The following is a 23,467-nucleotide window of genomic DNA, read 5'->3' as shown; positions in this document are numbered from 1 at the left end:
GGGGTTCATGATCATCGACGTGGCTCTGCTACGAGGAATGACAGGCCGTGCGGCATCTGGTCTGCGCCATTGATCGGAACCATGTCCTGCGGACACGCTGACATGACGGCGACCACGTCCATTTCAGCACGAAGAACAAATCGGTCCCCTTTTGAAGAGACCGGAGCGAGCCAGGAGATCGAACCGTCAGCGGCGACCGGTGTATTCATCCAGATGTTCAACGGCGCAGGCACGCCGGATGGGTGACGGCCGATCGCCAGCAGAGCCTGCTTCAGATTGTCTGTGCAGTTGTCGTGATAGCCATGTGCACCAAGCTGGCGATAGCGATGCACGTCGCATGCAGCGACAACGGTATCGTGAACGCCCGGCGACGTATCCTCGATCAGGGTCATGAGTGGCCGGCGTGCATTGCTTACCAGCGCATCTCCCTGCAGCAGCCTCACCCCGCTCGATACAGCGTGCTGATGCGGCATTGAGAGAAATTCATTTCTGTCTGCCGCGTTGAAAGCCCAGAAATCGCAAACCTGGGAGCCGTGGGTGTTGACGATGGTGAGGGATTGTCCTGCTCGCACCACGACGGCGCGCGCCTCACGCGCGGGGATTTCGTAGAGAAGTCCGTGGATCGGAGTTCCGTCTGGCGAAATCGGGCTGACGGAACTGCCGTTCCGGCCATCGGGAACGCCTGGGTCGCTCACTGCCTGGGAGGTTGTCATCGTTTTTCGGCTCCTTCAGATCGTGACCAACCTTTGCCATTTCGTTGCGGCGGGCACGAATGGGATAATTTCAACCGGGGTGCCAAAAAACTAATCGCGGGATGCAGAGGGTGACGCCCAGAGCCCGGCGGCAAGGACGGCGTCATCGGAACCGGAGGCTGCTGTCAGGCGCACCGATGTCGGCAGGCCATCGGAATCGACACCGGACGGCACGGCAAGGCCCGGCATATCCAGAAAGCTCCCGATCACCGTCGTCGGCAGTGATTATTCACTGCGCAGTGAATATTGCATTCCTACCACCTGAAAAGGATCGGGCTCAAAGTCAATGCGATCGAAGGCGCACTCGTTTTTTCCGACGCTTTTGACGGCCGGACGCGCCAAGGCAGACGACGCGGACAAGCGGCTGCTGGTGTGGGATGAAGCGGTGAAGGGCGAGACGCAAGCTCTGGCTGCAACCGCATTTCAACACGTTGACACGAGAAATCTGAGACGCCTCACTATTACGCACGACGGCTCGACGACAGACGGCGTCAAAGCGGATTGTCTTGGCGTCCTTGGCATCGCGGATGTAGCGACCGATTTTTATGTTGAGATCAATCCCGAGCATCTGCTTCCGGGCGTAGGAACCGTCAAGCCGATTTTCCGCGCATCGGCAACAGCTGAATTCAAAGCTGGCTTCAAGTCTCCGTTCGGCGCCGGCGCAGTTGACGCCGTTTATCGCAGGTTTCGCAGGATAAGGGTATGGCTTCCATTTCAGCGGTTGCGGCAGCCAACTTCTTGAGTTTGGAAAATAACTCGCTCCTGCGGGCACGCTCAAGTTTCCGCTCCTCGCGCCCGACCTCCAGCGGCTTTCCACTTCGTGTATCCTGCGATTGGAACCTGAGACGTTACGTTGATGGCATTCGCGGACCGGCTGTGTATGCTTGGTTCGGCATGTTGCCGACTTCAAACGGGAATGGAGCAAAAGGAATGGCCAAAAGAAAGTCAGAAAAAAAGCCCTCCGCTTCTGCCGCGAAGGCCGTCTCGCGCCAGCGCGCACACGCTGCTTCGCAGGACGAGGGTCTCAAAAGTCTGGGCGCGCTTGGGCGGGAGAGCGACTCGTCACCGGCTGCGGAAGGGCGGTTTGGTCAATTGGCAGACACATCGGATTGCGTTGGCATCGATCAGGATCGCGTCGCGACGCAGGATTGCCTGCAAATCGCAAGCGCCCTCCTCGGTGAACCGCCGGTGTTTTGGGGGCGCTACTTCAAAGGCCCAGGCAACAAGTCACCCGTTCAGTACCAGCCACAGGACGAGTCGAATTTCTTCAACCGAAACCATATCAGGGTACTGCCGCTGGCTAGGCAGACCAATCATGTCAACAAGAATGATGATCAGTTAGGCTACAAAGACGGCCTTCGAAACGCGGCGGCAGTTATCGCTGCGTTCGGTGCTTCCTTGCTTGCGAAGCAGGTTCAGGTCTTGGTCTTCCTTGATGTCGAACCTTCCGATCCGCTTAACGTGAACTATTTCATGGGCTGGAGTCGTGGGCTGACGGAGGCCGGTGAATCGGCAATGATTGATTTCTCCGATGAGGTGGCAGCCAAGATCCTGCCACCTAACGTCAAGATATCGTTCGCCCCCGCGGTCTATGGCCATCACACCGACGCTACTACGTGGAGCGCCTTATCAAAGGCGGTCTCTGCAGGTGCTCCCTGCGAGGCCGCGTGGGTGGTTTATATGAACGACAATCCAACATTTCCGATCGGCCCCTGGCGGTCGCAATATACCTCGCCCAAGATGCCTGCGAGCGTTCCGGTCGTTTTGTGTCAGCGTATCCTGAACTACAGAGATGCCAAGAAGCGCAGCTACGACTTTGATCTTGCTAACCCCGCCCACAAGGACTGGTTGCTCGACCGCCTCGTGATCCCGGACGCAATGTCTGTGTCTGCGTGAGGTCGGCGAATGTATTCCAATCATGTTCCCTCAGGCCGATTCTGTGATCGCCGCCCGCAGCCACGAATCGCCAGCTTTGATCAGCCGCGCCTCAAGCTCGTCGGGTGAACAGTTTTGGTCCGTCCGCTAGTTCTCCTGGCACTGCGGGCGCGATGAGGCGCGAAGAACTCTAGTTTCGTATGACAGTGCTAAAAATTTTCTATTTGTTCATCGTGATCATTTCTCGTTGTCGCAGAGGACGAGCGACGAATATACAGTTAACGTAGAGCATTCTCCCCCGGAGAGGTCTTTTGATGAGCATAACTGTAACGCCAAATACCGACGGCACGGTTACCATCCAATGCGGCACTGAATCGATTACAATTGGCGCGCAAACGCCACCCAAGCAGACCGCTGCGCCGGACATTCCGATTCTCTGGCCAGCCGGTGGCGTGACAGCGTCTATCGTCGCGGGCGGAAAGGCCAGAACGATTGAGGTCGACGTCGCGTCCGCCAATGGGCTCGCGGACGCGATACGGGGTCAGTATGATCAGTATATCGCTACGCCCGAGGAAACCCTCTTCCAATTTGATGTGAAGGGCACTGAGCCGCTGAAAATTGGAGAGTTCAACAAGGCTCTTTCCGCCCTTGGCAATCCGGAATGGATGGGTGCGCAGATAAGATTGACCGGCGATCGCAATGAGTGATGCCGCTGATACGTACGCCGCTGCAAAGGCCAACTTGCGCGACACCGTCAAGTGGCTGGCGACGAGCCTTGCCGCCGTTGGGGGGGCGGTCATCGCCGGTGCCTCGATCAACGGTTTAGCTTCCCTTCAGGGCCAGGCGCTGACAGTTGCGGCCCTGCTCGGGGGGGCTGGCCTCATCGCGATCCTCCGCGCAATCGGTATCATGGTGCAGTTGCTTACCTCGAACGTTTTCTATTTCTCAGATTTGGAGGAGCCTGAAAACGACATTACCAAGGAGATAAACGAGCACGCCCGAGATATTCTCTCGCCACAAACACCAGCGATCGCCGACCTCGTTAGGTTTCGCCAAGGAGCCGTCGACGATCTTGGCAGATCACAACCTGGTGATCCCCTTTATGAGCTCGCTTTCAGGAAATGGGTCGCCGCCAATGACCTGATCGCACGTGTCACAAGTCTGGGTCAGTTCCTCGCCCTTCGGAACGCGTTCACGAAGCAGCAGGGTAACCTGTTTGGCCTGACCATCGTCATCATTCTAACACTCGGCGGCTATGCGGTGATTGTTGGAACAAAATCAGATTTTAGTTCCGAATTGGCGCCGAAGATTGTTTTCAAGCCTGGGCCCGGTTGGTCGGACGCTGCCGCATCGCTTGCAAAAACCTGCGGAGGCGATCCGCTTAACGGAAGTATGATTCAGAAGAAATCTTTCGATGGCTGGGTCAGTATCCGATTGGCTGAGCCTGGCAAATGCAGCGGGCTTGAGTTGACGGTGCCGGCCTCCCTTGTTCAGCTTGTTGGACCGACTCCATAGCGCCTCGATCGCTCCTTGGCGTTGAAATGAACATCTCGGCGAGCGTTTCCAGCCCATCGCGCAGCGCCGCACGCTTCGTAGCGTCTCCGGCCCTGTTGATGATGCCGCCGCCGACTTACTTGACGATGTCGAAGACGGCCGCTGCAGGAGAGGCCGAACTCAGTTCTGACGTGATCATTCGGTTCGGCTCGGTCGCGCTACCCGAACCCTGGGGGCGCATGGTGGCCTGCAAGACGTCGAAAAGCTTGCCGATGAAGAAACCTCAACAGGACTGAACCGCCGATCGTTCAACCCCGGTTGAGAACTGCTCACTTGAGCAACCGGCCAGGTGCACGATTAGTAGCGGCGAGGCAGAACGTCGCTCTGCCTGCACGATTCCTGGGAGGGAGATGTAAAATGAAGATCACCAGACGCAGATTGCTCGGGACAGCAGTGCTGGCTGCACCGGCCCTTTTGCTGGCACGCAACAGTTTTGCAGCCGGCGCTACACTCAAGGCTGCGATCGTCATGCCGGGCCCGATCACCGATCACGGCTGGAGCCAGTCAGGTTATGAGGCGATGAAGGTCGCCGGCGAGAAGCTCGGGATCGAGACCGCATACAGCGAAAAGGTCGCGCAACCGGATCATGTTGAGATCCTCTCGGACTATGCGCGCCGCGGCTTTACCCACGTGATCGGTCACGGCGGCGAGTTCCAGGACGCTATCGATCGGGTCGCGGCCCGGTTCACGGAGACCCGGTTCATCGTGACCAACGGACTCCACGCCAAGGACAATGTCAGTACCGCCGACTTCTATTTCAGCCAGCCGGCATATCTGTTGGGCTTCCTGGGCGGACGTATCTCCAAGACCGGCAAGGTCGGCCTGATCCAGGCACAGAAATTCAAGTTCACCAACGACACGCTGGCCGGCTTCGAAGCCGGGTTCAAGGCGGCGCGACCGGATGGCGAGGTTTTTGCCACGTGGACCGGTGACTGGGACGACGTCGCCAAAGGGAAGGAAGCGGCACTCAATCAGATCAGCCAGGGCGCCGATATCATATGGCCGACCATGGACAGCGCAACGCAGGGTTCGTTGCAGGCAGTACGCGAAAAGCGCGTGAAGGCTTTCGGCCTCTACTACGATGCGATCACGAAGTGGCCTGACATCATGTTGCAGTCGTCCATTCTCGATGTGAAGGCGCTGATCGTCTCACTTCTGACGATGGCCAAGACTGAAGGACTGACGGGCAAGAACTACAAGTACGACGTCAATCAGGCCGATGTGGTGCGGCTTGGTACTTTTGGCCCCGACATTGCGCCGTCGGTTGTCGCCGAGGTCGAGACGCTGGTCTCCAAAATCAAGTCCGGCGAGCTCGTCATCGAACCCGTCTGACCACCCGGTCAGTGCGCGACACGCGGCCCGTCGATCGGACCGCGTATCGCCATTTGAGAAGATCCTGCGGACACCGGAGGAAGAAACCCTTGTCGTATCTTGTTCTTGACCGGATCAACAAACGATTCGGCGACTTCAGCGCGTTGAACGATATCCACCTCTCAGTCGAGCGCGGGACGGCGCGGGCAATTCTTGGCGAGAACGGAGCTGGCAAGACGACGCTGATGAACGTGCTGTACGGCCTGTACCGCCCTACAGATGGCAGCATCCATATCGACGGCAAGGCCGTGTCCTTGAAATCGCCGGCCGATGCCATCGCCAATGGTGTTGGTATGATTCACCAGCATATGCATCTGGCCAATGCACTCACGGTCACCGAAAACATCGTGCTCGGTCTTGGAGCTCCCCACAATCTCCTCAATCTTCGCCGGCACTCGGCGCAAATTGCCGAGATGAGCGAACAATACGGACTTGCTGTCGAACCGGATCAGCCGGTCTGGAAGTTGCCTATGGGCATGCGCCAGCGTGTGGAAATCCTCAAGATGCTCTACAGGGGCGCGAAAATACTGGTGCTGGACGAACCCACCAGCGTGCTGGCGCCGAACGAGATCGACTCCTTTCTGGATCGCATCAGAGCATTGCGCGATGCCGGAACGACGATCCTGTTCGTTACCCACAAACTCGATGAAGTGATGCATGTCGCCGATGCGGTGTCGGTCATGCGCCAGGGCCGGGTGGTGGCCGAGCGTGATATCTCGCAAACCAACATGCGACAGCTGTCGCAGCTGATGGTCGGCAGGGATGTCGAGCCAGTCCGTTTGCCGCGCCAAGCCGAACCTGGGCGCGTTGCCCTTGAATGTACAAATCTTGTTGCGCGCAGCGACCGGGGCCTGACGGCACTTGACGGGATTTCGCTCAGCATACGACAGGGCGAGGTGCTCGGGATTGCTGGCGTCGACGGAAATGGACAGAGCGAACTTGCTGAGGTGATATGCGGTCTCCGCCGGCTCGAATCGGGCCGCGTTGTCGCCGACGGCAGGGAGATTACCGCCCTTAGCGTATCCGCGCGCATGCAAGGGGCGCGGATCGGCTATGTGCCAGAGGACCGGCATGGGACCGGTCTGGTGCTCGACCATTCGATAGCGACCAATTTTGTTCTGCGCTCCTTCCGTCGCAAGCCCATTGCTCGTTTCGGCCTGATCGACATGCGCCTGGTCAGCAGCGGAGCGCGCAAGCTGATGAAGCGCTACGACGTGCGTTCCCGCTCTTCAGGCCAGGCCGCGCGAGAACTTTCAGGTGGCAATCAGCAGAAGATCATTCTCGCCCGCGAGATGGAAGCAGCGCCTCAGATACTGGTTGTCATGCAGGCGACCAAGGGACTTGACGTCGGTGCTGTTGAGTTCGTGCAGCGCAAGATCCTTGAAGAGCGCGATCGCGGCGTTGCCGTGCTCTACATCTCGACCGAACTCGAGCATGTCGCCGAGGTAGCTGACCGCATTGCTGTGATGCACCGGGGTCGGATCACAGGCGAGGTTCTCCCCCATGAGGCCACGGCCGAGCGCATCGGCATGCTGATGTCGGGGATATCAGCGGGAGAAATACATTGACGAACCTTTTCGAGGCACTCCTTGGTCTACGGGTCGTAGCAGCCATCCTGGCAGCGTTAGCGGTGGGTTCCGTTCTTGTCGTGATCGCTGGCGCCGACCCTTTGGCCGCCTATGCCGCGCTCTTCCATGAAGCTTTCTTTGACTATTGGGGCCTGTCCAACACAGTCGTGAAAGCCTCACCGATCCTGCTTGCCTCGCTGGCCGTGATCCTGCCGTTGAGGGCCGGGATCTATAACATTGGTGGTGAAGGCCAGATCTACATGGGAGGCCTGTTCGCCACGCTGGCAGCGCTCAACCTTCCCCCGATGCCATCCGCACTGGCGATCCCGGTGGCGATTTCGTGCGCCATGCTTGGCGGCGCGCTCTGGGCGAGCGTGGCTGGTCTGTTGCGAGCATGGAAGGGGATCAACGAAGTCATCGTCACGCTTCTCATGAATTACATCGCCATCTACATCGTCAGCTTCGCGGTCAGCGGCCCGATGATGGCCGACGGCGCGCCGTATCCCTACTCGAACGAAATTCCCGAGGCGTTTCGCCTTCCGATCCTGATGCCACAGACTGACGCGCATATTGGCATCATTTTCGGTGTCGTCGCCGCCGCAGCGATCGCCTTTGTGTTCACCCGCACGTCAGCAGGTCTGGCACTGGACATTGTCGGCAAAAGCCCTGCGGCCGCCCGCTATGCAGGCCTGCAGGTCAACCGCCACATCATCGGTTCCATGGCGGCGGGCGGCATGCTCGCTGGCCTCGCCGGCGGGATTGAGGTGCTCGGCCTGAAATATCGGCTCTTTCATCTGTTCAGCCCGGGGTACGGCTTCGACGGCGTTGTTGCCGCCTTCATAGCCAATGCCAATCCGGCCCTGGCTCCGATATCGGCCCTGTTCCTTGCGGGCCTCAAATCCGGCGCAAGCGTGATGCAGCGGGCGGCCGGCGTCGAAGGCACCGTGGTGGATGCCATTGTTGGCCTTGTGGTCATTTTCGTTGCCGCAAGCCTCGCCTGGAAAACGGAATCTTTCCGCGGCCTTGTCTACGGATTCAGGGCAGGGCCGTTGGCCGGAAACGGTGTTCAAAAGACTGGACAGGAATCATGAGCATCCTCCCCGATATCGGACTGGTGACTGTCATACTGGCGTCGGGCGTGAGGCTGGCGACTCCAATCGGCTTCGCAGCACTGGGCGGGGTCCTGGCCGAGCGCAGCGGCGTCTACAATGTCGGTCTTGAAGGCATGATGCTTTGGGGTGCCTTCGGTGCGGCCGCTGGCGCCTACTTCACCGGCTCGCCGGTTGCGGGGCTGGCCGCCGGCGTCCTGTTGGGGATGGTTGCAGGACTGCTGCTTGCGGTTCTCAGCGTCAGCCTTGCTGTCAACCAGCTCGTTGCCGGCATCGCAGTCAACCTGCTCTGCGCCGGCCTTACAGCGTTCATGGCGCGCATAACCTTCGGCATTTCAGATGGCGCAGGCAATATTGCAGGATTTCAGGCCCTAGCCATACCCTACCTTTCCTATCTGCCGGTGATCGGGTCCGCGCTGTTCAAACAGGATCCGCTGGCCTATCTGCTTGCCATACTCGCGGTGTTTGTCGCGTTCTGCATGTATCGCACCCAGGCCGGTCTTCGGCTGCGAGCTGCAGGTGAGAGCCCCCGGGCTGCCGACTCCGCAGGGGTCAACGTGACGGCCGTCCGTTATGGCGCGCTGATGCTGAGTGGTGCGCTTGCCGCCGCTGGCGGCTGCCACCTGGTTCTCTGCCAGGTCTACCTGTTCTCCGAGGGCATGAGTGCCGGCAAAGGCTTTATTGCACTGGCTGCGGTCATCCTTGGACGATGGCACCCGGTAGGCGCCGTAGCGGCGGCGCTCTTCTTTGGGCTTTGCGATGCCCTGCAACTTCAATTGCAGTTTTCGAATCCGCATATTCCCTATCAGATCTTCTTGATATTGCCGTTTGCTGCTTCCCTTGTGGCCCTTGTCTGGTTCAACGGAGGCACACCCCAGCCGGAGGCGACCGGCAAGATATTCGATCGGGAAACCCGCTGAGGTCCTGCCTCCAAGGGTCGTTTCCCGAGCCTGGACGGGTTCTACGGACGGCTATCTGAGGCCTTGTTGCCTCGAAATGTCGGCGCGCGGCCATTGCCGCTGAGGTATCGGAAACCAGGCGCACGAACTCGTCCTCCGCGCGCGTCCCCATAGCGGTCCTTGTGTGTGAGGAGGTCGTCGATCTCTGGTTTCGGCCGCGAGGCTGAAAATCCGTGGACTCGCCGGACTGGCTTGACAGGCCGAAGACTGATTGCGTATAATGCAATCCAGTTGCAAATAGTGCAACAAATGGGAGTGAGCTTTGCTTAAGACGCTGCAAAGAGTGATGGACCTGCTGGCCGGCACCGTCCCGGCCTTGGTGGTCTGCGCAGTCGGTGGGCATCCGGTATCTCTGGCTGCCAGCCCTCCAGGTGTCAGCGTCCGGCCATTCAGGACGGTGGGCTAGATCATGCGATCCCCGAAACGGAAACGCGACACGACCCTGGTCCAGGCGGGCAGGCACCCCTCGGAGTTCGGCGGCGTTGTGAACACGCCCGTTGTCCGGGCTTCCACCGTTCTCTACCCGGACCTGGCATCGTATGAGCGCTCGAGGGCCAGGAAGTTCGGCGCATTGCGCTATGGTCGCTATGGCACGCAGACTGCTTTCGCTTTCGAGGAGGCAATGGCCGAATGTGAAAGCGGGGACGGGGCTGTCCTGTACCCGTCCGGGCTTTCGGCTATCGCCGGCGTTTTGAAATCGATGCTCGGTCACGGAGACCATTTGCTGGTCGTGGACACCGTCTACGCTCCTGCGCGGGCATTTTGCGAAAACGAATTGCGACGCTGCGGGATCGATGTCACTTTTTACGACCCCGCAATTGGCTCATCCATTGGCGAACTGATCCGCCCGCGGACGCGGGTCGTATACTGCGAGTCCCCGGGAAGTCTGACTTTCGAGGTCCAGGACATTCCGGCCCTGGCCGCAGCATGCAAGTCGCGCGACGTCGCAATCGTCGTCGACAACACGTGGGCTACGCCCTTTTTCCATCAGCCGCTGAAACTCGGCGCCCATGTGGCAATCCATGCCGCTACAAAATACATCGTGGGCCATTCGGATGCGATGCTGGGCGTCGCCGTTGCCCGCAACAGCCATCTTCCTCAAATCAGAAACTGGGCCGCTGAACATGGCGTTCTTGCCGGACCGGACGAATGCTGGCTGGCCTTGCGCGGCCTTCGGTCCCTCGGGGCGAGGCTCCGTCAGCACCAGGAGACCGCAAAGCTCGTAGTCGCTGACCTGCGTGAGCACCCTGCCGTCAGGCGCGTTCTCTACCCGGCATCAGGGAGCGGCGGATCCAACAAGCTCTGGCGTCGCGACTTTTCCGGTGCGAGCGGACTGTTGGGAATGGAACTCATGGAAGCCGAATCCGATACGGTTCGCACATTCATCGACTCCCTGGACCTTTTTGGAATCGGGTCCAGCTGGGGCGGCTTCGAGAGCCTTGTCCTTCCGTCCAATCCGGTGCGTACCGCCACTCAACCGCACTGGACCGGACCTTTGCTGCGCCTTCATATCGGGCTCGAGGATCCGGATGATCTCATCAACGATCTGCATCGCGGGCTTGATGTCCTGCGCGCCGCCAATTCGCAGATGGAAAGGGAACGCAATGTCCAGGATCGCTGACGGTACCATTGATGCCCTGGTCGCCAAGGCCAGGCTGCCTATAGAGCGCAAGGGTGTAAACAGGGAGAGCCTGAGCGAGGTTCTGCAGGTCATCGAGGAGGTGGCGCGATTGCCTGGCCGCTGGAGTTCCGACCTTTATCCGGATCCAGACGCAGCGGAGCGGCAGGCACGCTACCTGATCGCTTCAGATGCCGACGACAGTTACACCCTGTATCTCAATGTCATGCGTCCGGGAAACCGGATCCCTCCACACAATCACACGACATGGGCCTGTATTGCTGCTGTCGAAGGGGCCGAGCACAACATCCTCTATGAACGCACGGATGGCGGTCGCAGTGCCGGGCCGGCAACTGTTTGCATCACCCAGGAAGTCGAAGTCAGACCGGGCATCGGCATCGCCCTGCTTCCCGATGACATCCATTCGGTCGAAATCAGGGGAGAGCAGCCGATCAGGCATCTCCATTTCTACGGCAAGGCGCTCGAAACGCTCACCCAACGTCTGATGTTCGATATCGATGCGGGTGAAGCAAGGCCAATGAAGATGGCGGTCGCAACCAGGCGGTAAAGGCGAACACGTGTCACGCTCCTCAACGATCGATCCGTCAACGGCAAAAGCCTGGCTTGCAGATGGCCAGGAAGTTGCGCTCGTCGATGTGCGCGAGGCGGGCGAATTTGCGTCAGGTCATCCGTTGTTTGCCACTTCGATCCCGCTGGGCATCCTGGACGTCAGGCTCTCGGAAATGGTGCCTTCCAGATCCTGTCGTCTTGTGCTGGTCGACGACGGTTATTCCGGACGTGCAAAGCTGGCTGCCGAAATCGCTTCCCGGCTCGGCTACTCGGCTGTCTTCCAGCTGGATGGAGGAACGGCCGGCTGGCAGCGGCTGGGCATGACGCTCTTCGAGGGTGCTTTTGTTCCCAGCAAGGCATTCGGAGAACTCGTCGAGGAGGCATTTTCCGTCCCGCACATCTCCCCGCAGCTGCTCAGAAGCTGGCAAGACGCCGGCAAAGAGGTCGTTCTCCTGGACGGTCGGCCGTTCGAAGAACATCGCCGGATGAACATTCCAGGCAGTATCTGCCTTCCAAACGGTGAACTGGCGTATCGCGCCCACGAGATTGTTTCCGATCCTGGCGTCCCCGTCGTGGTGCATTGCGCGGGTCGGACAAGATCCATTATCGGCGCCCAGATTCTGCGGGATCTGGGTTTTGCCAATCCCGTCTTTGCGCTGGAAAACGGAACACAGGGTTGGACGCTCGCGGGTTATGAGCTGGAACGCGGCTCAGTTCGCCGCGTGGACCAGATTCCATCCGCACAGCGCATTCAAGAGATGCGACAGCAGGCCCAGTCCCTGGCCGATGCCTGGGACATACCTTGCGTGGATGTGCACACGACAAGCCTTTGGGCACATGACACGTCGAAAACCACCTATGTCCTCGACGTTCGCAGTGATGACGAGTTCCTCGACGGTCACATCGCTGGAGCCGTTCACGCCCCTGGCGGTCAGCTGATTCAGTCGACCGATCAATGGGTCGGGGTTCGCAGAGGCCGGATTGTCCTTGTTGACGATACGGGCCTGCGTGCCGTTGTCGTCGCGCGCTGGCTGCGGATGATGGGTCTCGACTGTCATGTCCTGTCCGCACGACGCGAAGAATGGCCGATGCTGACATTGCCGGCCAGACCGAAGGTTCCGGCACTTTCGCTGCCGGTGGCTGCCTTTCCGCTGGCGGGCGATGCCCTGATACTGGATACAAGGTCAAGCATGGAGTATCGCGCGGCGCACCTCGCCGGTGCCCGATGGATCCTTCGCTGGCAACTGGGCGATCGTGTCAGGGACGTCCCGAAATCGACGCCGATAGTGCTGTGCGGCGATGCCAGCGAAGTTGTTGCGCTGGTCGCGAGCGACCTGCGTTCCTACGGGTTTGACAACCTGGCAGTGGTGAGTGGACAGCCGGCGGACTGGCGTCTGGCCAATGTAGAGGTCGTCGCCACAGCTCTAGACCCCACTGACGCCGAGGCTCTGGATTTCGTGTTCTTCACGCACGATCGACACAGCGGAAACCTTGAGGCAGCGCGCCGCTATCTTTCATGGGAAACCGGCCTGGTCGACAGGCTGGGGCCAGACGAGCGATCGGAATTCAGGATCAGACCGGACGCGGTATCGACGGCTGGAACCGATTTCGTTCGCACAAAGACCCTTTCAAGAAAAACAACTCTCTAACTCAGGGTGAAACCAGAACGCCTCATCTTGAGCACTTTGCAAGCATGCCAATAAAATGAAAACCAGTTGCATAATATGCAACACAGAGATAGGGGAATTAGATGACCACGCAGATTTCCATCCGATTTGCTGCTGCGCTGACCGCGCTCGTGCTTGGTTCGCAACTGGCAGCCGCGGACCCGATCGTCATCGGGCTGAGCAGCCCCCAGACTGGTGGTGCCGCATACCTTGGCCAGCATCAACGCTGGGGTGCGGAACTTGCCATCAACGAGATCAATGCCGCCGGCGGCGCCATCGGCCAGCAGCTGGAACTCGCGGTCCAGGACAACCAGTGCAATCCCACTCAGGGCGCCACCAGTGCTGAACAGCTCATCAGTGTTGGCAAGGTCTCGGCCATCGTCGGCGCTCTCTGCAGCTCGGCAACGCTGAGCATCATGCCGATCATCGAAAAGGCCAAAATTCCTCTGGTGGTGGAAACGTCGACCTCTCCGAAAATAACCGAGCAGGCTGGCGTCGGCGGCAACACCTGGACCTTCCGGATCAATCCTTCGGATTTGGAACTTGCGGTCGGGCTTGCCCGCTTTCTGATTGCCGACGGCAAGATCAAGAAGGTGGCGTTCGCCGGCGAAGATACCGACTATGGCCGTGGCGGGCACTCTGCTCTCAAGACCGTTCTGGAGAAGAACGGAATCGAGGTCGGCGATGGCGACTTCTTCGGGCGCGACACACAGGACTTTTCCGCGTTCCTCGCTCGCATGGCATCCGAAAAGCCTGACGCCATTGCGCTCTATCTGAACGGCGCCGACGAGCTGAACTTCCTCAGACAATACCGGGCCTCGGGCCTGAGCGTTCCCCTTACCGGCCGAGTAGAATTCTCCGAGCTGCAAGAGGGCATCGTCGAGAGCGGGGCGATCAATGGGGCAACGAGCGTGTACCCGTACTCCGAGCAGATAGCTGCTGGTGACAACGCGGCTTTCGTCGAAACATTCAAGAAGAAGTTCGGCGAGCTTCCGAACACACAGAGCTACGAGGCCTATACCGCCATCAAGCTGGTGGCTGATGCGATCGTGAGAGCCAAATCAAGCGAACCCGCCAAGATTCGTGATGCTCTGGAAAGCGCAGAATACAAGGCTACCCTGGGTGACGTGCTGAAATTCGATGACCATCATCAGGCGCATCCCTCAGCAGTGATCCTGCAGATTGAAAACGGAAAGGTCGTCGTGAAGGGCCTGTTCAACACCTGATCAGGCGCCCGACTCTCGCTGAAAGAGCTCGTCATGCTTATTTCGACTCTCATTCTCAATGGCTTGGTGATGGGCGCGATCTACGCGCTCATCGGGGTGGGACTGTCCCTGATATTCGGAGTTCTCGAGATCGTGAACTTTGCGCACGGGCAGATCTACGCTCTCGGAGCCTTGGCGCTGGCAGTCCTGGTCGGACATTTTGGCTTCGGATTCCTGCCCGCAGCACTTGTCTCGGCCCTCGCTGTCGCTGCCTTCGGCTACGTCCTCTATGTGCTCTTCCTGCGGCACATCAAGAAAGGGGAGTTTGAGCGAGGGATCATCCTGACGCTCGGTATCGGCATCGTGTTGCAGAATGCCCTGATCTATCTCTATGGGGCCACGCCGCAGATCGTCGACACCGAGTTCAGCTTCAAGGACATCAGCTTCCTTGGCTTCCGGGTCGAGGTGATCAAGGCAATTGCCGTGGGATTTGCGATCGTCTCGATCACACTCCTTCATCTCGTATTGACCCGGACGCGTTTTGGCATGGCAATCCGCGCGCTGTCGCAAAATCGGGAGGCGGCGTTGGTGGTCGGCATGCGGCCGACGATTGTTGCAGGGCATGCCGTGATCATTGGCATGGCCCTGGCCGGTCTTGCCGGCGCCGTCCTGGCGCCGGTGTTCACCGTCCATCCCCTGATGGGAGGCCCCATCCTCTTCAAGGCCTTTGCGATCGTCATAATCGGCGGTCTTGGACATCTGCCGGGGGCGGTCGTTGCAAGTCTGATCATCGGCGTCTCGGAGAGCCTGGCAGGAGGGCTGGGCTCGGCCTCACTGCAGGATGCAGCAGTCTTCCTGGTCATGATCGCAATGCTGCAATTCAGGCCGATCGGCCTCTTTGGCAAAGGGGTCAGGATATGAGCGCGGCGGCCGTGAGTTTGGGTTCATCAAAGCCGTCATTGCGTCTTGCCGGGATAGGCATCGGTGCGGCAATCCTGTTGACGCTGCCTTTGTGGTCGCCGTCGAATTATGTGACCAGCGTCGCCACGCTCGCCATCTTCTTTGCCGTCGCGAGCACGGGTCTCAATGTCGTCTATGGTTATGCGGGCCTGTTGTCATTCGCCCAGGTCGGATTCTGGGGACTGGGCGCCTACGTATCTGCACTCCTTGTCACGGATCTCGGGTTTTCCCCCTGGACCGCCGTCATATGCGCCGGCCTGGTCTGCGTGGCGGCTGCCATCATTGGCGGGCTGGCGGCGCTCAGGGTATCGCGTGATGCGTTCGTTGTGGTCACGCTGAGCTTCAGCCTGCTCCTGCAGCTGCTTGCGCGCAGCTGGACGTCTCTGACGCGTGGCGCCATGGGCATACCGGGATTGGCGCCTCCCCAAGTCCGTTTCTCAGGTTTCGTTTTGCTGGACGGCAACAGCGCCGGGGATTTCTACTGGATCGCGCTTGGCAGCGGAGCATTGGTGATTGCCGCGACGTACTGGCTGTTGCGTTCGCGTATTGGCAGGGCATTCATCGCGGTCAATCTGGATGAGCATCTTGCGCGCTCGCAGGGCATATCCGTTTTCATGCACCAGCTTTCGGCCTTTGCGCTGTCGGCGCTGATTGGTGGATTGGCCGGCGGGCTTTATGTCTTCAAACTTGGGATCGTGGATCCAGGGATTTTCGACATCTATTACACGCAGATGATGCTGATCATCGTCATCGTGGGTGGCGCCGGCCATTTCTGGTGCGTGCTGCTGATGAGCATCGTCTTTACGGCCTTGCCCGAATTTCTCCGCCTTGCCCCCGAACTGCGGATGATCTTGTTCGGGATCGTCTTGATCATAACCATCCAGTTCATGCCCCAAGGGCTCGGAGGGCTGATTGCCGAACGCCGCAGCCGCATGCTGAGGAGGACCGAATGACAAGCGCAGCCGTAGCCAATCCGCTCCTTGGCGTCGAACACCTCTCGAAGGCCTTTTCTGGCGTGCATGCTGTAGATGATTTTGGTTTCACCGTTGAACGCGGCGCAATCGTCGGGCTGATCGGGCCAAACGGATCTGGAAAGAGCACCACGATTGACTGCATCACCGGGTTTACTGCGGCCGACCTTGGAACGGTCATGCTCGATGGCGTTAGTCTGACAGGGGCGCGGGCCGAACAAGTCGCTCAGGCAGGAATGGTTCGAACCTTTCAGAACGTTCGAGTCTACGACCGCCTGTCTCTTATCGAAAATGTTCTCATTGCCCGCCAGGCGTATGACAATGTGTCGTGGTGGCAGATACTGGCAGCATCACCGGCTTGCCGGACCGCGGAAGCGCGGGCAAGGGACCGCGGTCGCGAACTGATCCACCTGGTAGGCCTCGCCGCCATGATGGAGTTTCCAGCAGCCTTCCTGTCCTACGGGCAAAAGAAGCTGCTGGCCTTGGCAATGACCCTGATGTCTGACCCCAAGATCGTGATCCTCGACGAGCCCCTTGCGGGCGTCAATCCAACGGTCATCAGGCGGGTCGCGACACTGATCAGGTCGCTCAACGACAGCGGTCAGACCTTCATCATCGTCGAACACAATGTCCAGTTCATCATGGATCATTGTTCGAAAGTTGTTGTGATGGAGCAAGGGCGCAAACTCGCAGAGGGCCCACCTGCACTTATCCGGGAGGATGAGAGGGTGCTTCATGCCTATCTTGGAAAAGCCGATGCCGTCGCGATGGAGCTGGCGTTCCATGGCCGATAACATCGCACTCGAGATTCGCAATTGGTCAGTGGGTTATCTGGATCATCCGATCGTCCGCGACTTCTCGGCCGTTTTCAACGCGGGCTCGGTAACCAGCCTGATCGGAGGAAATGGTGCCGGAAAGTCGACCCTGCTCAAGTCCATCTTCGGGCTCAACAGGCAGTTCGGTGGCACGCTGATTTTTGAAGGCAAGCCAGTCGACGGGTTGAGCCCGTCATCCCGTCTCAAGGCCGGTATTGGTATTGTCCCGCAAGGACGGTGCAATTTTCCGCAGATGACCGTTCACGAGAATCTGGAGATGGGGACATATCTGTTGCCGCGTGCAAAGGCGTCTGCCGCGATCGAGCGCGTTGTGGACATATTTCCAATGCTCCGTCGCAAATGGCGCCAGTTGGCCGGCAATCTGAGCGGTGGCGAGCAGCAGGTCCTTGAGACAGCCATGGTGATCGAGAGCGGTCCCCGGCTTCTCTTGCTTGACGAGCCGTCGCTCGGCCTGTCACCCAAAATGCAGGCGGAGGTTTTCGAGACGGTCAAAGCGATCCGCGACGATGGGGTCACGGTGATCATGGCCGAGCAAAATGTCTTCGGGTCTCTGATGATCTCCGACCGGGCCATCGTGCTCGAACTTGGAAAAAAGTTCGCCGATGGGCCGGCCAATGAAATCATGCACGATCCACGGATCAAGGCTGCCTTCCTGGGCGGCGACCCCGTTGTCGAGAACGATTAACAGCTATCAGGTTCTGGAGCTTCCATGAGCAATTCCGAGACAAGGATCATTCCGGCACGCACTGGTGTCGCATTTGAGGTGCGCAGTGGTAGCAGGCTGAAGATCATCAATACCTATGGCTCCCAGGTGCTGGACACGTGGGCTTTTGCGGCCGCCGACATGGACGAATACATGTCGATGGAGCACACGCGTTCCGCCACCAGCCGGATCATCCCCGGCGTCGGCGACACCTATGTAAGCAACAGGTTTACGCCCATGCTCTCGGTTGTCCAGGACACGTCCCCAGGTGTCCATGACACACTGATGTGCTGCTGCAGCCGCAAAACCTACGAGCGGCTCAAATTCCAGGGTTATCACGACAACTGCAACGACAACTTCCAGTCCGCTCTTGCCTCCGTGGGCAAGCACTCGCCATTCACCCCCGGCCCGCTCAACCTGTTCATGAATTTCCCTGTTTCAGCCGAAGGCGTGATCTCCAGAGAGCCACCGGTTTCGAAGCCTGGCGACTACGTCCTGTTCGACGTCCAGACAGACCTGCTGATGATCATCTCGGCCTGCCCACAGGACATACAGACGGTGAATGGTGCTGGCAAAATGCCTACTGACGCGGCATTCCAGATTCTGAATCAGGCGACGACCAGCTAATTCGAAAACCAGAGGCAGCTACTCCAGATGAAAACCCTCGATACCGCGCTCAAACTGCTGAAGCTTTTCGAGACCGAGGAACAGACGCTGTCTGTCACCGAGATTTCCGAGGCAACCGCGTTGCCCAAAAGCAAGGTGTCGCGATTGCTGGCTGACTTTCGAGCCAACGGATTTCTGGAGCAGGACGAACAGACGCGCAGGTATCGCGTCGGTCTTGCCGCATTTGAGCTGGGATCCAACTACGTCAAATCGCAGCCTCTGGCGCACGCAGCGCTGCCGGTGTTGCGGCATATCGTGGATCAGACCGGTCATTCCACCACGCTGAGCGTCATGCGAGGCGACCTTATCCTGCACATCCTTGCAGTAGAGGGGCCGCACTACATTGACGGGCGTTGGCGCGTTGGAAACAGGCTTCCCTTCCATGCGACCTCTGCCGGCAAGGTGTTGCTGGCTGGCCTGACGCCGGCGGGATTCAACGCATTCATCTCCAGTCACAAGCTCGAACCCATAACGCCTTCGACCGTCACCGACCCGGCGGTGTTTCGACGCCAGATCGATGAGATCCGCGCGCAGGGAGCCTCCATTACGCGGGGCGAAAGCGCACCCGGGCTGGTCGCTATCGCCGTGCCGGTGTTGGGTCGATCAAACGAGACCGTCGCGGCGCTTGGCCTCATCATCCCAGACCGGTTCTTTGCCGAGGATCAGACGGACGACCTTATCGCGTTGCTTCATGAGGAAGCGCGAACCCTTTCGATCAAGAGCGGGGCGGCCGATTATCCATACGGCACTGCCGACAAATCCTCGAAGCCTGCCCTGACGAGGTCAACCCTCAAGGCGTGACCGAGCCTATCTTCGATAGGGGGAGGCTTGTTCCTGCATGGAACAGAGTTGCAGATAGTGAAACGGATACCTGTGCATGAATGAAAACACCTCTTCGTCTCTGGCCGTGTCGGCAGATTCAATGTCCCAGCGCGGTACGATCGGGATCGGATCGACGGCAGGCGGGCGCGAGATCAGGATACCGTATCTGGTCAAACAGGGACGCTCCGACGGGCCCGTCCTTTGGGTAAATGCGGCTGTTCACGGCGATGAAATCAATGGCGTGTTTGCCGCCCAGCGTTTCTTTGATCGCCTCGATGCTTCGACGATGAACGGCAAGGTTGTCGTCACCCCGGTGGCCAATCTGCATGCGTTTGATGAACGTCGCAAAACGACGTTGATCGACGGCATCGACATGGATCAGTGCTTTCCCGGCAAAGCGGATGGCTTTGTCACCGAGCGGGCCGCGGCAGCCCTGTTCGAGCGTTTTGGAAGATCGGCGAATGTTATAGTCAACATCCACACGCTCGGGACGCCTTTCGATGCCAGCCCTTATGCCGTCTACAAGGTCCACCCGAATGGGCTGGTTTCCGAAGCTTCCTTGCTTTCGCACATAGCGTGCTTTGAGCCGACCATTGCCTGCAGGATGCCGGTCGCAGATGCATCCGGCGAGCTGCCCGGCAACATCGCAGGCGCGCTGGACTATCAGGCCCTTTCACTTGGCGCGACGGCATTCATGATCGAACTCGGTGGGGGTGGACGGCTGGAGAATGACTTTGTCGAACATGGTGTCGCCGGTCTTCTGCGCCTTGCCGGAAAGATCGGGATCAACGGGCATGGCACAGCTGCAGTCTCGCGGCCGATCAAGAGGGTGACCAAGAGGGCTCACAGGCTTGCGGGGGTCGCCGGGCTCTTCGAACCCGCGACCTCTCCTGGCAGAAGTGTATCGGCAGGTTCAACGATAGGCGTTATTCGTGATCTGTTTGGGGATGTAATTGAGGACGTGCGGACGGAGTGCGACAGTTGGGTCATAGCCATCCGGCGCGATCCGGTCGTGCATTCAGGCGATCGCGTCGCGTTCCTCGGAACCGAATGGAGTGACGTCGATGCAGGTCAATGAAACCGCTCATTCGACAAGGCCGCTCGTTTCGGTGTCGCAATATGCGCCTGTTCACGGCGAGCTCGCCCACAATCTCGACCTGTCCCTGCAGAAGATCGCCGAGGCGTCGGATCGCAAGGCGTCCATCATCATCCTTCCCGAGTGCTGCACGACCGGGCTCGTATTCGGCAATCGGGCCGACCTGTTTGACCTCGCCGAGGAAATCGATGGACCAAGCGTCGCTGCCTGGAGGTCGATCGCTTCCAGGCTGAACATCTATCTCATCGCAGGCATGGCTGAACGAGAGGGCAATCGCCTCTATAATACCGCGGTGACAGTAGCGCCTGATGGCGCCGTTCTGCGCTACCGCAAGGCCCATGTTTTTGGCGGAGAACGATCTCTGTTTGATCTTGGTGATCAACTTGCCTGCGTCGAAACCCCCTGGGGCCGGATCGGTCTTGCCGTCTGCTACGACCTCTGGTTCCCGGAGCTGACCCGCGCGCTGGCGAAGAACGGTGCAACACTGATTGTTTCTCCAAGCAACTGGTTTGTTCCGCCGCGGCAGTCCACGGATGCGCCTGACGCAACGCCAATGGCGATGCACCTGGCGATTGCTGCAGCGTGCAGCAATGAAATCACCGTCGCCTGCGCAGATCGGACCGGCGAGGAATGCGGGGTCCGCTTCCTTGGCAACAGCTTCATCGTCGGCCCCAATGGCCGCCTTCTTGCCGGGCCTGCAAGCGCTTCGGAAGATGATTGCCTTGTCGCGGAATGGGGCGACGCATCGCTGACGCGAACGATGGTCCAAAGCCACATGGCTACCCGTCGCGAGCAGCTCTACGACAGCCCGGTCGTGACCTTGAACGACACAACCAGCGCATCATGAGCCGGAAGCTCAGTCACGCGCATTGGGGCTCATTCGACGCCGAAATCATCGGCGACAGGATTGAGGCGGTCGCGCCCTTTCAACACGACAGGGATCCGTCCGCCTTGATGGGCTCTGTGCCGAGCGCGGTTCATGCTGCTTCCCGGATTTCGCAACCCATGGTCCGCGAGGGGTATCTGCTGCGTGGGCCAGCTGACACGGGACGTCGGAGGGGGGCGGAGCCGTTTGTGCCCGTCAGCTGGGACGAGGCTCTCGATCTGGTTGCCAGGCGGCTGGCCGACGTCAAGGAGAAGCACGGAAATCAGGCAATTTTCGGTGGCTCTTACGGCTGGTCGAGCGCTGGACGGATCAATCACGCAAGAACGCTGCTGCACCGCTTCCTGTATCGGTTCGGTGGATGTGTCGACCAGGTGACAAATTACAGTTGGGGGGCTGCCGCTGTTCTGTTGCCGCATATCGTTGGCGGCATCGAGGCCGTTGCGGGTCCCGTTACCGATTGGCCAAGCATCGTCGAAAACACCGACCTGATGATCCTCTTCGGCGGTGCAGCCGAAAAGAACATGCTGATCACCACGGGGGGCGCCGGCTCTCACGAAACGCCTGGCTGGTTTCGTGCCGCAAAGGAGGCTGGCGTAGAATTTGTTTCCGTCAGTCCCCTGATGCGAGACTGTGGAGACTGGTTGAACGCTGAGTGGCTTCCGATCAGGCCCGGCGCAGATACCGCACTTATCCTGGCGCTCGCTCACACGCTCATTGTCCAGGGTCAGGTCGATCATGCATTCCTCGAGAAATATACGGTCGGCTACGATCGTTTCCGCGACTATGTCCTGGGGATTGCGGACGAGACGCCAAAGTCGGCTGCCTGGGCAGCCGAACTCACAGGAATAGAGGCCGACGAGATCGCGGCACTTGCTTTGCGCATCGCGAAGGGTCGTACCATGCTCACGGCCACCTGGTCGCTTCAGCGCGCCGACCATGGCGAGCAACCCTATTGGGCGCTGATCGCATTGGCAGCGATGGTCGGCCAGATAGGGTTGCCGGGAGGAGGGTTCGGGTTCGGGTACGGCTCCATCAATGGCATGGGAACGCCTCGCCGACCGACATCCTCCCCGGCAATGGAATCGGGAAAGAACCCGCTCGGCATCGCAATCCCGGTTGCGCGCATGGCCGATCTGTTGCTTCAGCCGGGTAGAACGATCCCGTTCGATGGCAAGACCATAGTCTTTCCGCACATCAAGCTGGTCTATTGGTGCGGCGGCAACCCGTTCCATCACCATCAGGACCTGAATCGGCTGGTCGAAGCCTGGAACCGGCCTGAGACGATTGTCGTGCACGATATCTGGTGGACCGCTACCGCGCGTCAGGCGGATATTGTTCTCCCCGCAACAACCACCTTTGAGCGTGACGATATAGGCGCGTCCCCTCGTGATCGCTTCATCGTCGCCATGCCGCAGCTGATCGCACCCGTCGGCGCGGCCCGAAATGACTATGACATTTTCCGCGATCTTTCCGCACGCCTGGGGATCGAGGAGCAGTTTACGGAGGGGCGCGATATCCGCGGCTGGATAGAATATGCCTACGAGCGGTGTCGGACAAAAGCCTGGGCACAATCGGTGGAACTCCCAGTTTTTGAAGAATTCTGGCGCGATGGCTTCATTGAGGTCCCGCCGCCAATCGAGGACTTTGTCCTCTATGCGGATTTTCGCAGTGACCCGATCGCCCATCCCCTTCAGACGCCGTCGGGACTTATCGAGATATTCAGCGAGAGGATTGCCAGCTTTGGGTATGCCAATTGCCCGGGCCATCCGGTATGGCTGCCGCCAAAGGAATGGCACGCGGCGAAGGTTGCGGAGCGCTTTCCACTGCATATGATCTCGAACCAGCCTTCAAAGCGTCTTCATAGCCAGCTCGACGACGCGAAATTGAGCAAGGAGTCGAAGGTGGCCGGCCGCGAGCCGGTCCTGATCAATCGCAAGGATGCGTTGGTGCGCGGAGTTTCCGACGGAGATATCGTTCGGCTCTTCAATGATCGGGGAGCATGCCTGGCCGGCGCCGTGCTCTCGGACGAGATCCTGGAAGGAGTGGTGCAGCTCGCCTCCGGCGCCTGGTATCACCCTCAGGACTATGGAACGCCAGGTTCTCTCGATCTCCACGGAAACCCGAACATGCTGACACGCGACGAGGGCACCTCATATCTGGGGCAGGGTCCATCCGCCCAGTCGGTTCTCGTCGAGATCGAAAAATTCACTGAGACAGTAGAGGCGGGCGGATTTGCGATGCCCGACCTTGCAAGCGACCACACGTCCTGACGCGAGCCG

At 59.3% G+C, this 23,467-nt stretch carries 24 protein-coding genes; 22 read left to right on the top strand and 2 right to left on the bottom strand.

Annotated elements, in window-relative coordinates:
• Positions 1–11: 11 nt before the first annotated feature.
• Both NKI15_RS03190 and NKI15_RS03185 read right to left on the bottom strand, forming a co-directional pair.
• Entirely contained in the window at positions 12–713 is a 702-nt protein-coding gene (locus tag NKI15_RS03190) for a DUF1989 domain-containing protein (protein ID WP_352885730.1), read from the bottom strand.
• Between the two features lie 90 nt (positions 714–803).
• Positions 804–941: a hypothetical protein gene (locus NKI15_RS03185; RefSeq protein ID WP_352885729.1), complete on the bottom strand. Its 138-nt coding sequence runs from the start codon at positions 939–941 to the stop codon at positions 804–806.
• Positions 942–1,038: 97 nt separating this feature from the next.
• Between NKI15_RS03185 and NKI15_RS03180 the strand changes: the two genes are divergently transcribed.
• The 22 genes from NKI15_RS03180 (at position 1,039) to NKI15_RS03075 (ending at position 23,458) form a co-directional block, all read left to right on the top strand.
• Complete coding sequence (locus tag NKI15_RS03180; protein WP_352885728.1) at positions 1,039–1,494, top strand: hypothetical protein; 456 nt, start codon at positions 1,039–1,041, stop codon at positions 1,492–1,494.
• Positions 1,455–2,648, top strand: a complete 1,194-nt coding sequence (locus NKI15_RS03175; protein WP_352885727.1) for a hypothetical protein — start codon at positions 1,455–1,457, stop codon at positions 2,646–2,648. Before NKI15_RS03180 ends, NKI15_RS03175 begins: the two co-directional genes overlap by 40 nt.
• 293 nt (positions 2,649–2,941) lie before the next feature.
• Complete coding sequence (locus NKI15_RS03170; protein WP_352885726.1) at positions 2,942–3,334, top strand: hypothetical protein; 393 nt, start codon at positions 2,942–2,944, stop codon at positions 3,332–3,334.
• A complete protein-coding gene (locus NKI15_RS03165; RefSeq protein ID WP_352885725.1) occupies positions 3,327–4,142 on the top strand; it encodes a hypothetical protein in 816 nt (271 codons plus the stop codon). The genes NKI15_RS03170 and NKI15_RS03165 overlap by 8 nt, the downstream gene beginning before the upstream one ends.
• A 26-nt stretch (positions 4,143–4,168) precedes the next feature.
• Positions 4,169–4,417 (top strand): hypothetical protein, encoded by a 249-nt coding sequence (locus NKI15_RS03160; RefSeq protein WP_352885724.1) that lies wholly within the window; start codon positions 4,169–4,171, stop codon positions 4,415–4,417.
• A 121-nt stretch (positions 4,418–4,538) separates the two neighbouring features.
• On the top strand, positions 4,539–5,513 hold the full coding sequence (locus NKI15_RS03155; protein WP_352885723.1) for a BMP family protein: 975 nt from the start codon (positions 4,539–4,541) through the stop codon (positions 5,511–5,513).
• 89 nt (positions 5,514–5,602) lie between these two features.
• Positions 5,603–7,120 carry an ABC transporter ATP-binding protein gene (locus NKI15_RS03150; RefSeq protein ID WP_352885722.1) on the top strand — a complete coding sequence of 506 codons (1,518 nt, stop codon included), beginning with the start codon at positions 5,603–5,605 and terminating at the stop codon, positions 7,118–7,120.
• A complete protein-coding gene (locus tag NKI15_RS03145; protein ID WP_352885721.1) occupies positions 7,117–8,211 on the top strand; it encodes an ABC transporter permease in 1,095 nt (364 codons plus the stop codon). The genes NKI15_RS03150 and NKI15_RS03145 overlap by 4 nt, the downstream gene beginning before the upstream one ends.
• Positions 8,208–9,149: an ABC transporter permease gene (locus NKI15_RS03140; RefSeq protein WP_352885720.1), complete on the top strand. Its 942-nt coding sequence runs from the start codon at positions 8,208–8,210 to the stop codon at positions 9,147–9,149. Before NKI15_RS03145 ends, NKI15_RS03140 begins: the two co-directional genes overlap by 4 nt.
• A gap of 448 nt (positions 9,150–9,597) precedes the next feature.
• A complete protein-coding gene (gene metC / locus NKI15_RS03135) occupies positions 9,598–10,809 on the top strand; it encodes a cystathionine beta-lyase (RefSeq protein ID WP_352885719.1) in 1,212 nt (403 codons plus the stop codon).
• Positions 10,793–11,374, top strand: coding sequence for a cysteine dioxygenase family protein (locus NKI15_RS03130; protein WP_352885718.1), 582 nt, complete (start codon positions 10,793–10,795; stop codon positions 11,372–11,374). The genes metC and NKI15_RS03130 overlap by 17 nt, the downstream gene beginning before the upstream one ends.
• A 10-nt stretch (positions 11,375–11,384) precedes the next feature.
• Positions 11,385–13,025 carry a rhodanese-like domain-containing protein gene (locus NKI15_RS03125; RefSeq protein ID WP_352885717.1) on the top strand — a complete coding sequence of 547 codons (1,641 nt, stop codon included), beginning with the start codon at positions 11,385–11,387 and terminating at the stop codon, positions 13,023–13,025.
• Between the two features lie 101 nt (positions 13,026–13,126).
• On the top strand, positions 13,127–14,269 hold the full coding sequence (locus NKI15_RS03120) for an ABC transporter substrate-binding protein (RefSeq protein WP_352885716.1): 1,143 nt from the start codon (positions 13,127–13,129) through the stop codon (positions 14,267–14,269).
• A gap of 33 nt (positions 14,270–14,302) precedes the next feature.
• Positions 14,303–15,169, top strand: a complete 867-nt coding sequence (locus tag NKI15_RS03115) for a branched-chain amino acid ABC transporter permease (protein ID WP_352447447.1) — start codon at positions 14,303–14,305, stop codon at positions 15,167–15,169.
• The gene (locus NKI15_RS03110; protein ID WP_352885715.1) at positions 15,166–16,161 is read left to right on the top strand and encodes a branched-chain amino acid ABC transporter permease; all 996 of its coding nucleotides are present in this window, start codon (positions 15,166–15,168) and stop codon (positions 16,159–16,161) included. The genes NKI15_RS03115 and NKI15_RS03110 overlap by 4 nt, the downstream gene beginning before the upstream one ends.
• Complete coding sequence (locus tag NKI15_RS03105; RefSeq protein WP_352885714.1) at positions 16,158–16,973, top strand: ABC transporter ATP-binding protein; 816 nt, start codon at positions 16,158–16,160, stop codon at positions 16,971–16,973. Before NKI15_RS03110 ends, NKI15_RS03105 begins: the two co-directional genes overlap by 4 nt.
• Positions 16,963–17,700: an ABC transporter ATP-binding protein gene (locus NKI15_RS03100; protein ID WP_352885713.1), complete on the top strand. Its 738-nt coding sequence runs from the start codon at positions 16,963–16,965 to the stop codon at positions 17,698–17,700. The genes NKI15_RS03105 and NKI15_RS03100 overlap by 11 nt, the downstream gene beginning before the upstream one ends.
• A 24-nt stretch (positions 17,701–17,724) precedes the next feature.
• Positions 17,725–18,345, top strand: a complete 621-nt coding sequence (locus NKI15_RS03095; RefSeq protein WP_352885712.1) for a DUF1989 domain-containing protein — start codon at positions 17,725–17,727, stop codon at positions 18,343–18,345.
• A gap of 27 nt (positions 18,346–18,372) precedes the next feature.
• Positions 18,373–19,185, top strand: coding sequence for an IclR family transcriptional regulator (locus NKI15_RS03090; protein ID WP_352885711.1), 813 nt, complete (start codon positions 18,373–18,375; stop codon positions 19,183–19,185).
• Between the two features lie 76 nt (positions 19,186–19,261).
• Complete coding sequence (locus NKI15_RS03085; RefSeq protein ID WP_352885710.1) at positions 19,262–20,284, top strand: M14 family metallopeptidase; 1,023 nt, start codon at positions 19,262–19,264, stop codon at positions 20,282–20,284.
• 31 nt (positions 20,285–20,315) lie between these two features.
• The gene (locus NKI15_RS03080; protein ID WP_352885709.1) at positions 20,316–21,149 is read left to right on the top strand and encodes a nitrilase-related carbon-nitrogen hydrolase; all 834 of its coding nucleotides are present in this window, start codon (positions 20,316–20,318) and stop codon (positions 21,147–21,149) included.
• On the top strand, positions 21,146–23,458 hold the full coding sequence (locus NKI15_RS03075; protein ID WP_352885708.1) for a molybdopterin-dependent oxidoreductase: 2,313 nt from the start codon (positions 21,146–21,148) through the stop codon (positions 23,456–23,458). Before NKI15_RS03080 ends, NKI15_RS03075 begins: the two co-directional genes overlap by 4 nt.
• Positions 23,459–23,467: the final 9 nt, after the last annotated feature.

Origin of the sequence: Mesorhizobium sp. M0862 (assembly GCF_040319795.1) — a bacterium.
GTDB lineage: Bacteria > Pseudomonadota > Alphaproteobacteria > Rhizobiales > Rhizobiaceae > Mesorhizobium.
This window is presented reverse-complemented; position numbering and strand designations above follow the sequence as displayed.

Bases quoted from the DNA above. Each gene is read 5' to 3' on its own strand.
- NKI15_RS03190 (WP_352885730.1), bottom strand. From the start codon at position 713: ATGACAACCTCCCAGGCAGTGAGCGACCCAGGCGTTCCCGATGGCCGG.
- NKI15_RS03155 (WP_352885723.1), top strand. From the start codon at position 4,539: ATGAAGATCACCAGACGCAGATTGCTCGGGACAGCAGTGCTGGCTGCA.
- NKI15_RS03090 (WP_352885711.1), top strand. From the start codon at position 18,373: ATGAAAACCCTCGATACCGCGCTCAAACTGCTGAAGCTTTTCGAGACC.
- NKI15_RS03075 (WP_352885708.1), top strand. From the start codon at position 21,146: ATGAGCCGGAAGCTCAGTCACGCGCATTGGGGCTCATTCGACGCCGAA.
- NKI15_RS03110 (WP_352885715.1), top strand. From the start codon at position 15,166: ATGAGCGCGGCGGCCGTGAGTTTGGGTTCATCAAAGCCGTCATTGCGT.
- NKI15_RS03095 (WP_352885712.1), top strand. From the start codon at position 17,725: ATGAGCAATTCCGAGACAAGGATCATTCCGGCACGCACTGGTGTCGCA.
- NKI15_RS03160 (WP_352885724.1), top strand. From the start codon at position 4,169: ATGAACATCTCGGCGAGCGTTTCCAGCCCATCGCGCAGCGCCGCACGC.
- NKI15_RS03175 (WP_352885727.1), top strand. From the start codon at position 1,455: ATGGCTTCCATTTCAGCGGTTGCGGCAGCCAACTTCTTGAGTTTGGAA.
- NKI15_RS03115 (WP_352447447.1), top strand. From the start codon at position 14,303: ATGCTTATTTCGACTCTCATTCTCAATGGCTTGGTGATGGGCGCGATC.
- NKI15_RS03105 (WP_352885714.1), top strand. From the start codon at position 16,158: ATGACAAGCGCAGCCGTAGCCAATCCGCTCCTTGGCGTCGAACACCTC.
- NKI15_RS03170 (WP_352885726.1), top strand. From the start codon at position 2,942: ATGAGCATAACTGTAACGCCAAATACCGACGGCACGGTTACCATCCAA.
- NKI15_RS03130 (WP_352885718.1), top strand. From the start codon at position 10,793: ATGTCCAGGATCGCTGACGGTACCATTGATGCCCTGGTCGCCAAGGCC.
- NKI15_RS03165 (WP_352885725.1), top strand. From the start codon at position 3,327: ATGAGTGATGCCGCTGATACGTACGCCGCTGCAAAGGCCAACTTGCGC.
- NKI15_RS03180 (WP_352885728.1), top strand. From the start codon at position 1,039: ATGCGATCGAAGGCGCACTCGTTTTTTCCGACGCTTTTGACGGCCGGA.
- NKI15_RS03185 (WP_352885729.1), bottom strand. From the start codon at position 941: ATGCCGGGCCTTGCCGTGCCGTCCGGTGTCGATTCCGATGGCCTGCCG.
- NKI15_RS03085 (WP_352885710.1), top strand. From the start codon at position 19,262: ATGAATGAAAACACCTCTTCGTCTCTGGCCGTGTCGGCAGATTCAATG.
- NKI15_RS03120 (WP_352885716.1), top strand. From the start codon at position 13,127: ATGACCACGCAGATTTCCATCCGATTTGCTGCTGCGCTGACCGCGCTC.
- NKI15_RS03140 (WP_352885720.1), top strand. From the start codon at position 8,208: ATGAGCATCCTCCCCGATATCGGACTGGTGACTGTCATACTGGCGTCG.
- metC (WP_352885719.1), top strand. From the start codon at position 9,598: ATGCGATCCCCGAAACGGAAACGCGACACGACCCTGGTCCAGGCGGGC.
- NKI15_RS03100 (WP_352885713.1), top strand. From the start codon at position 16,963: ATGGCCGATAACATCGCACTCGAGATTCGCAATTGGTCAGTGGGTTAT.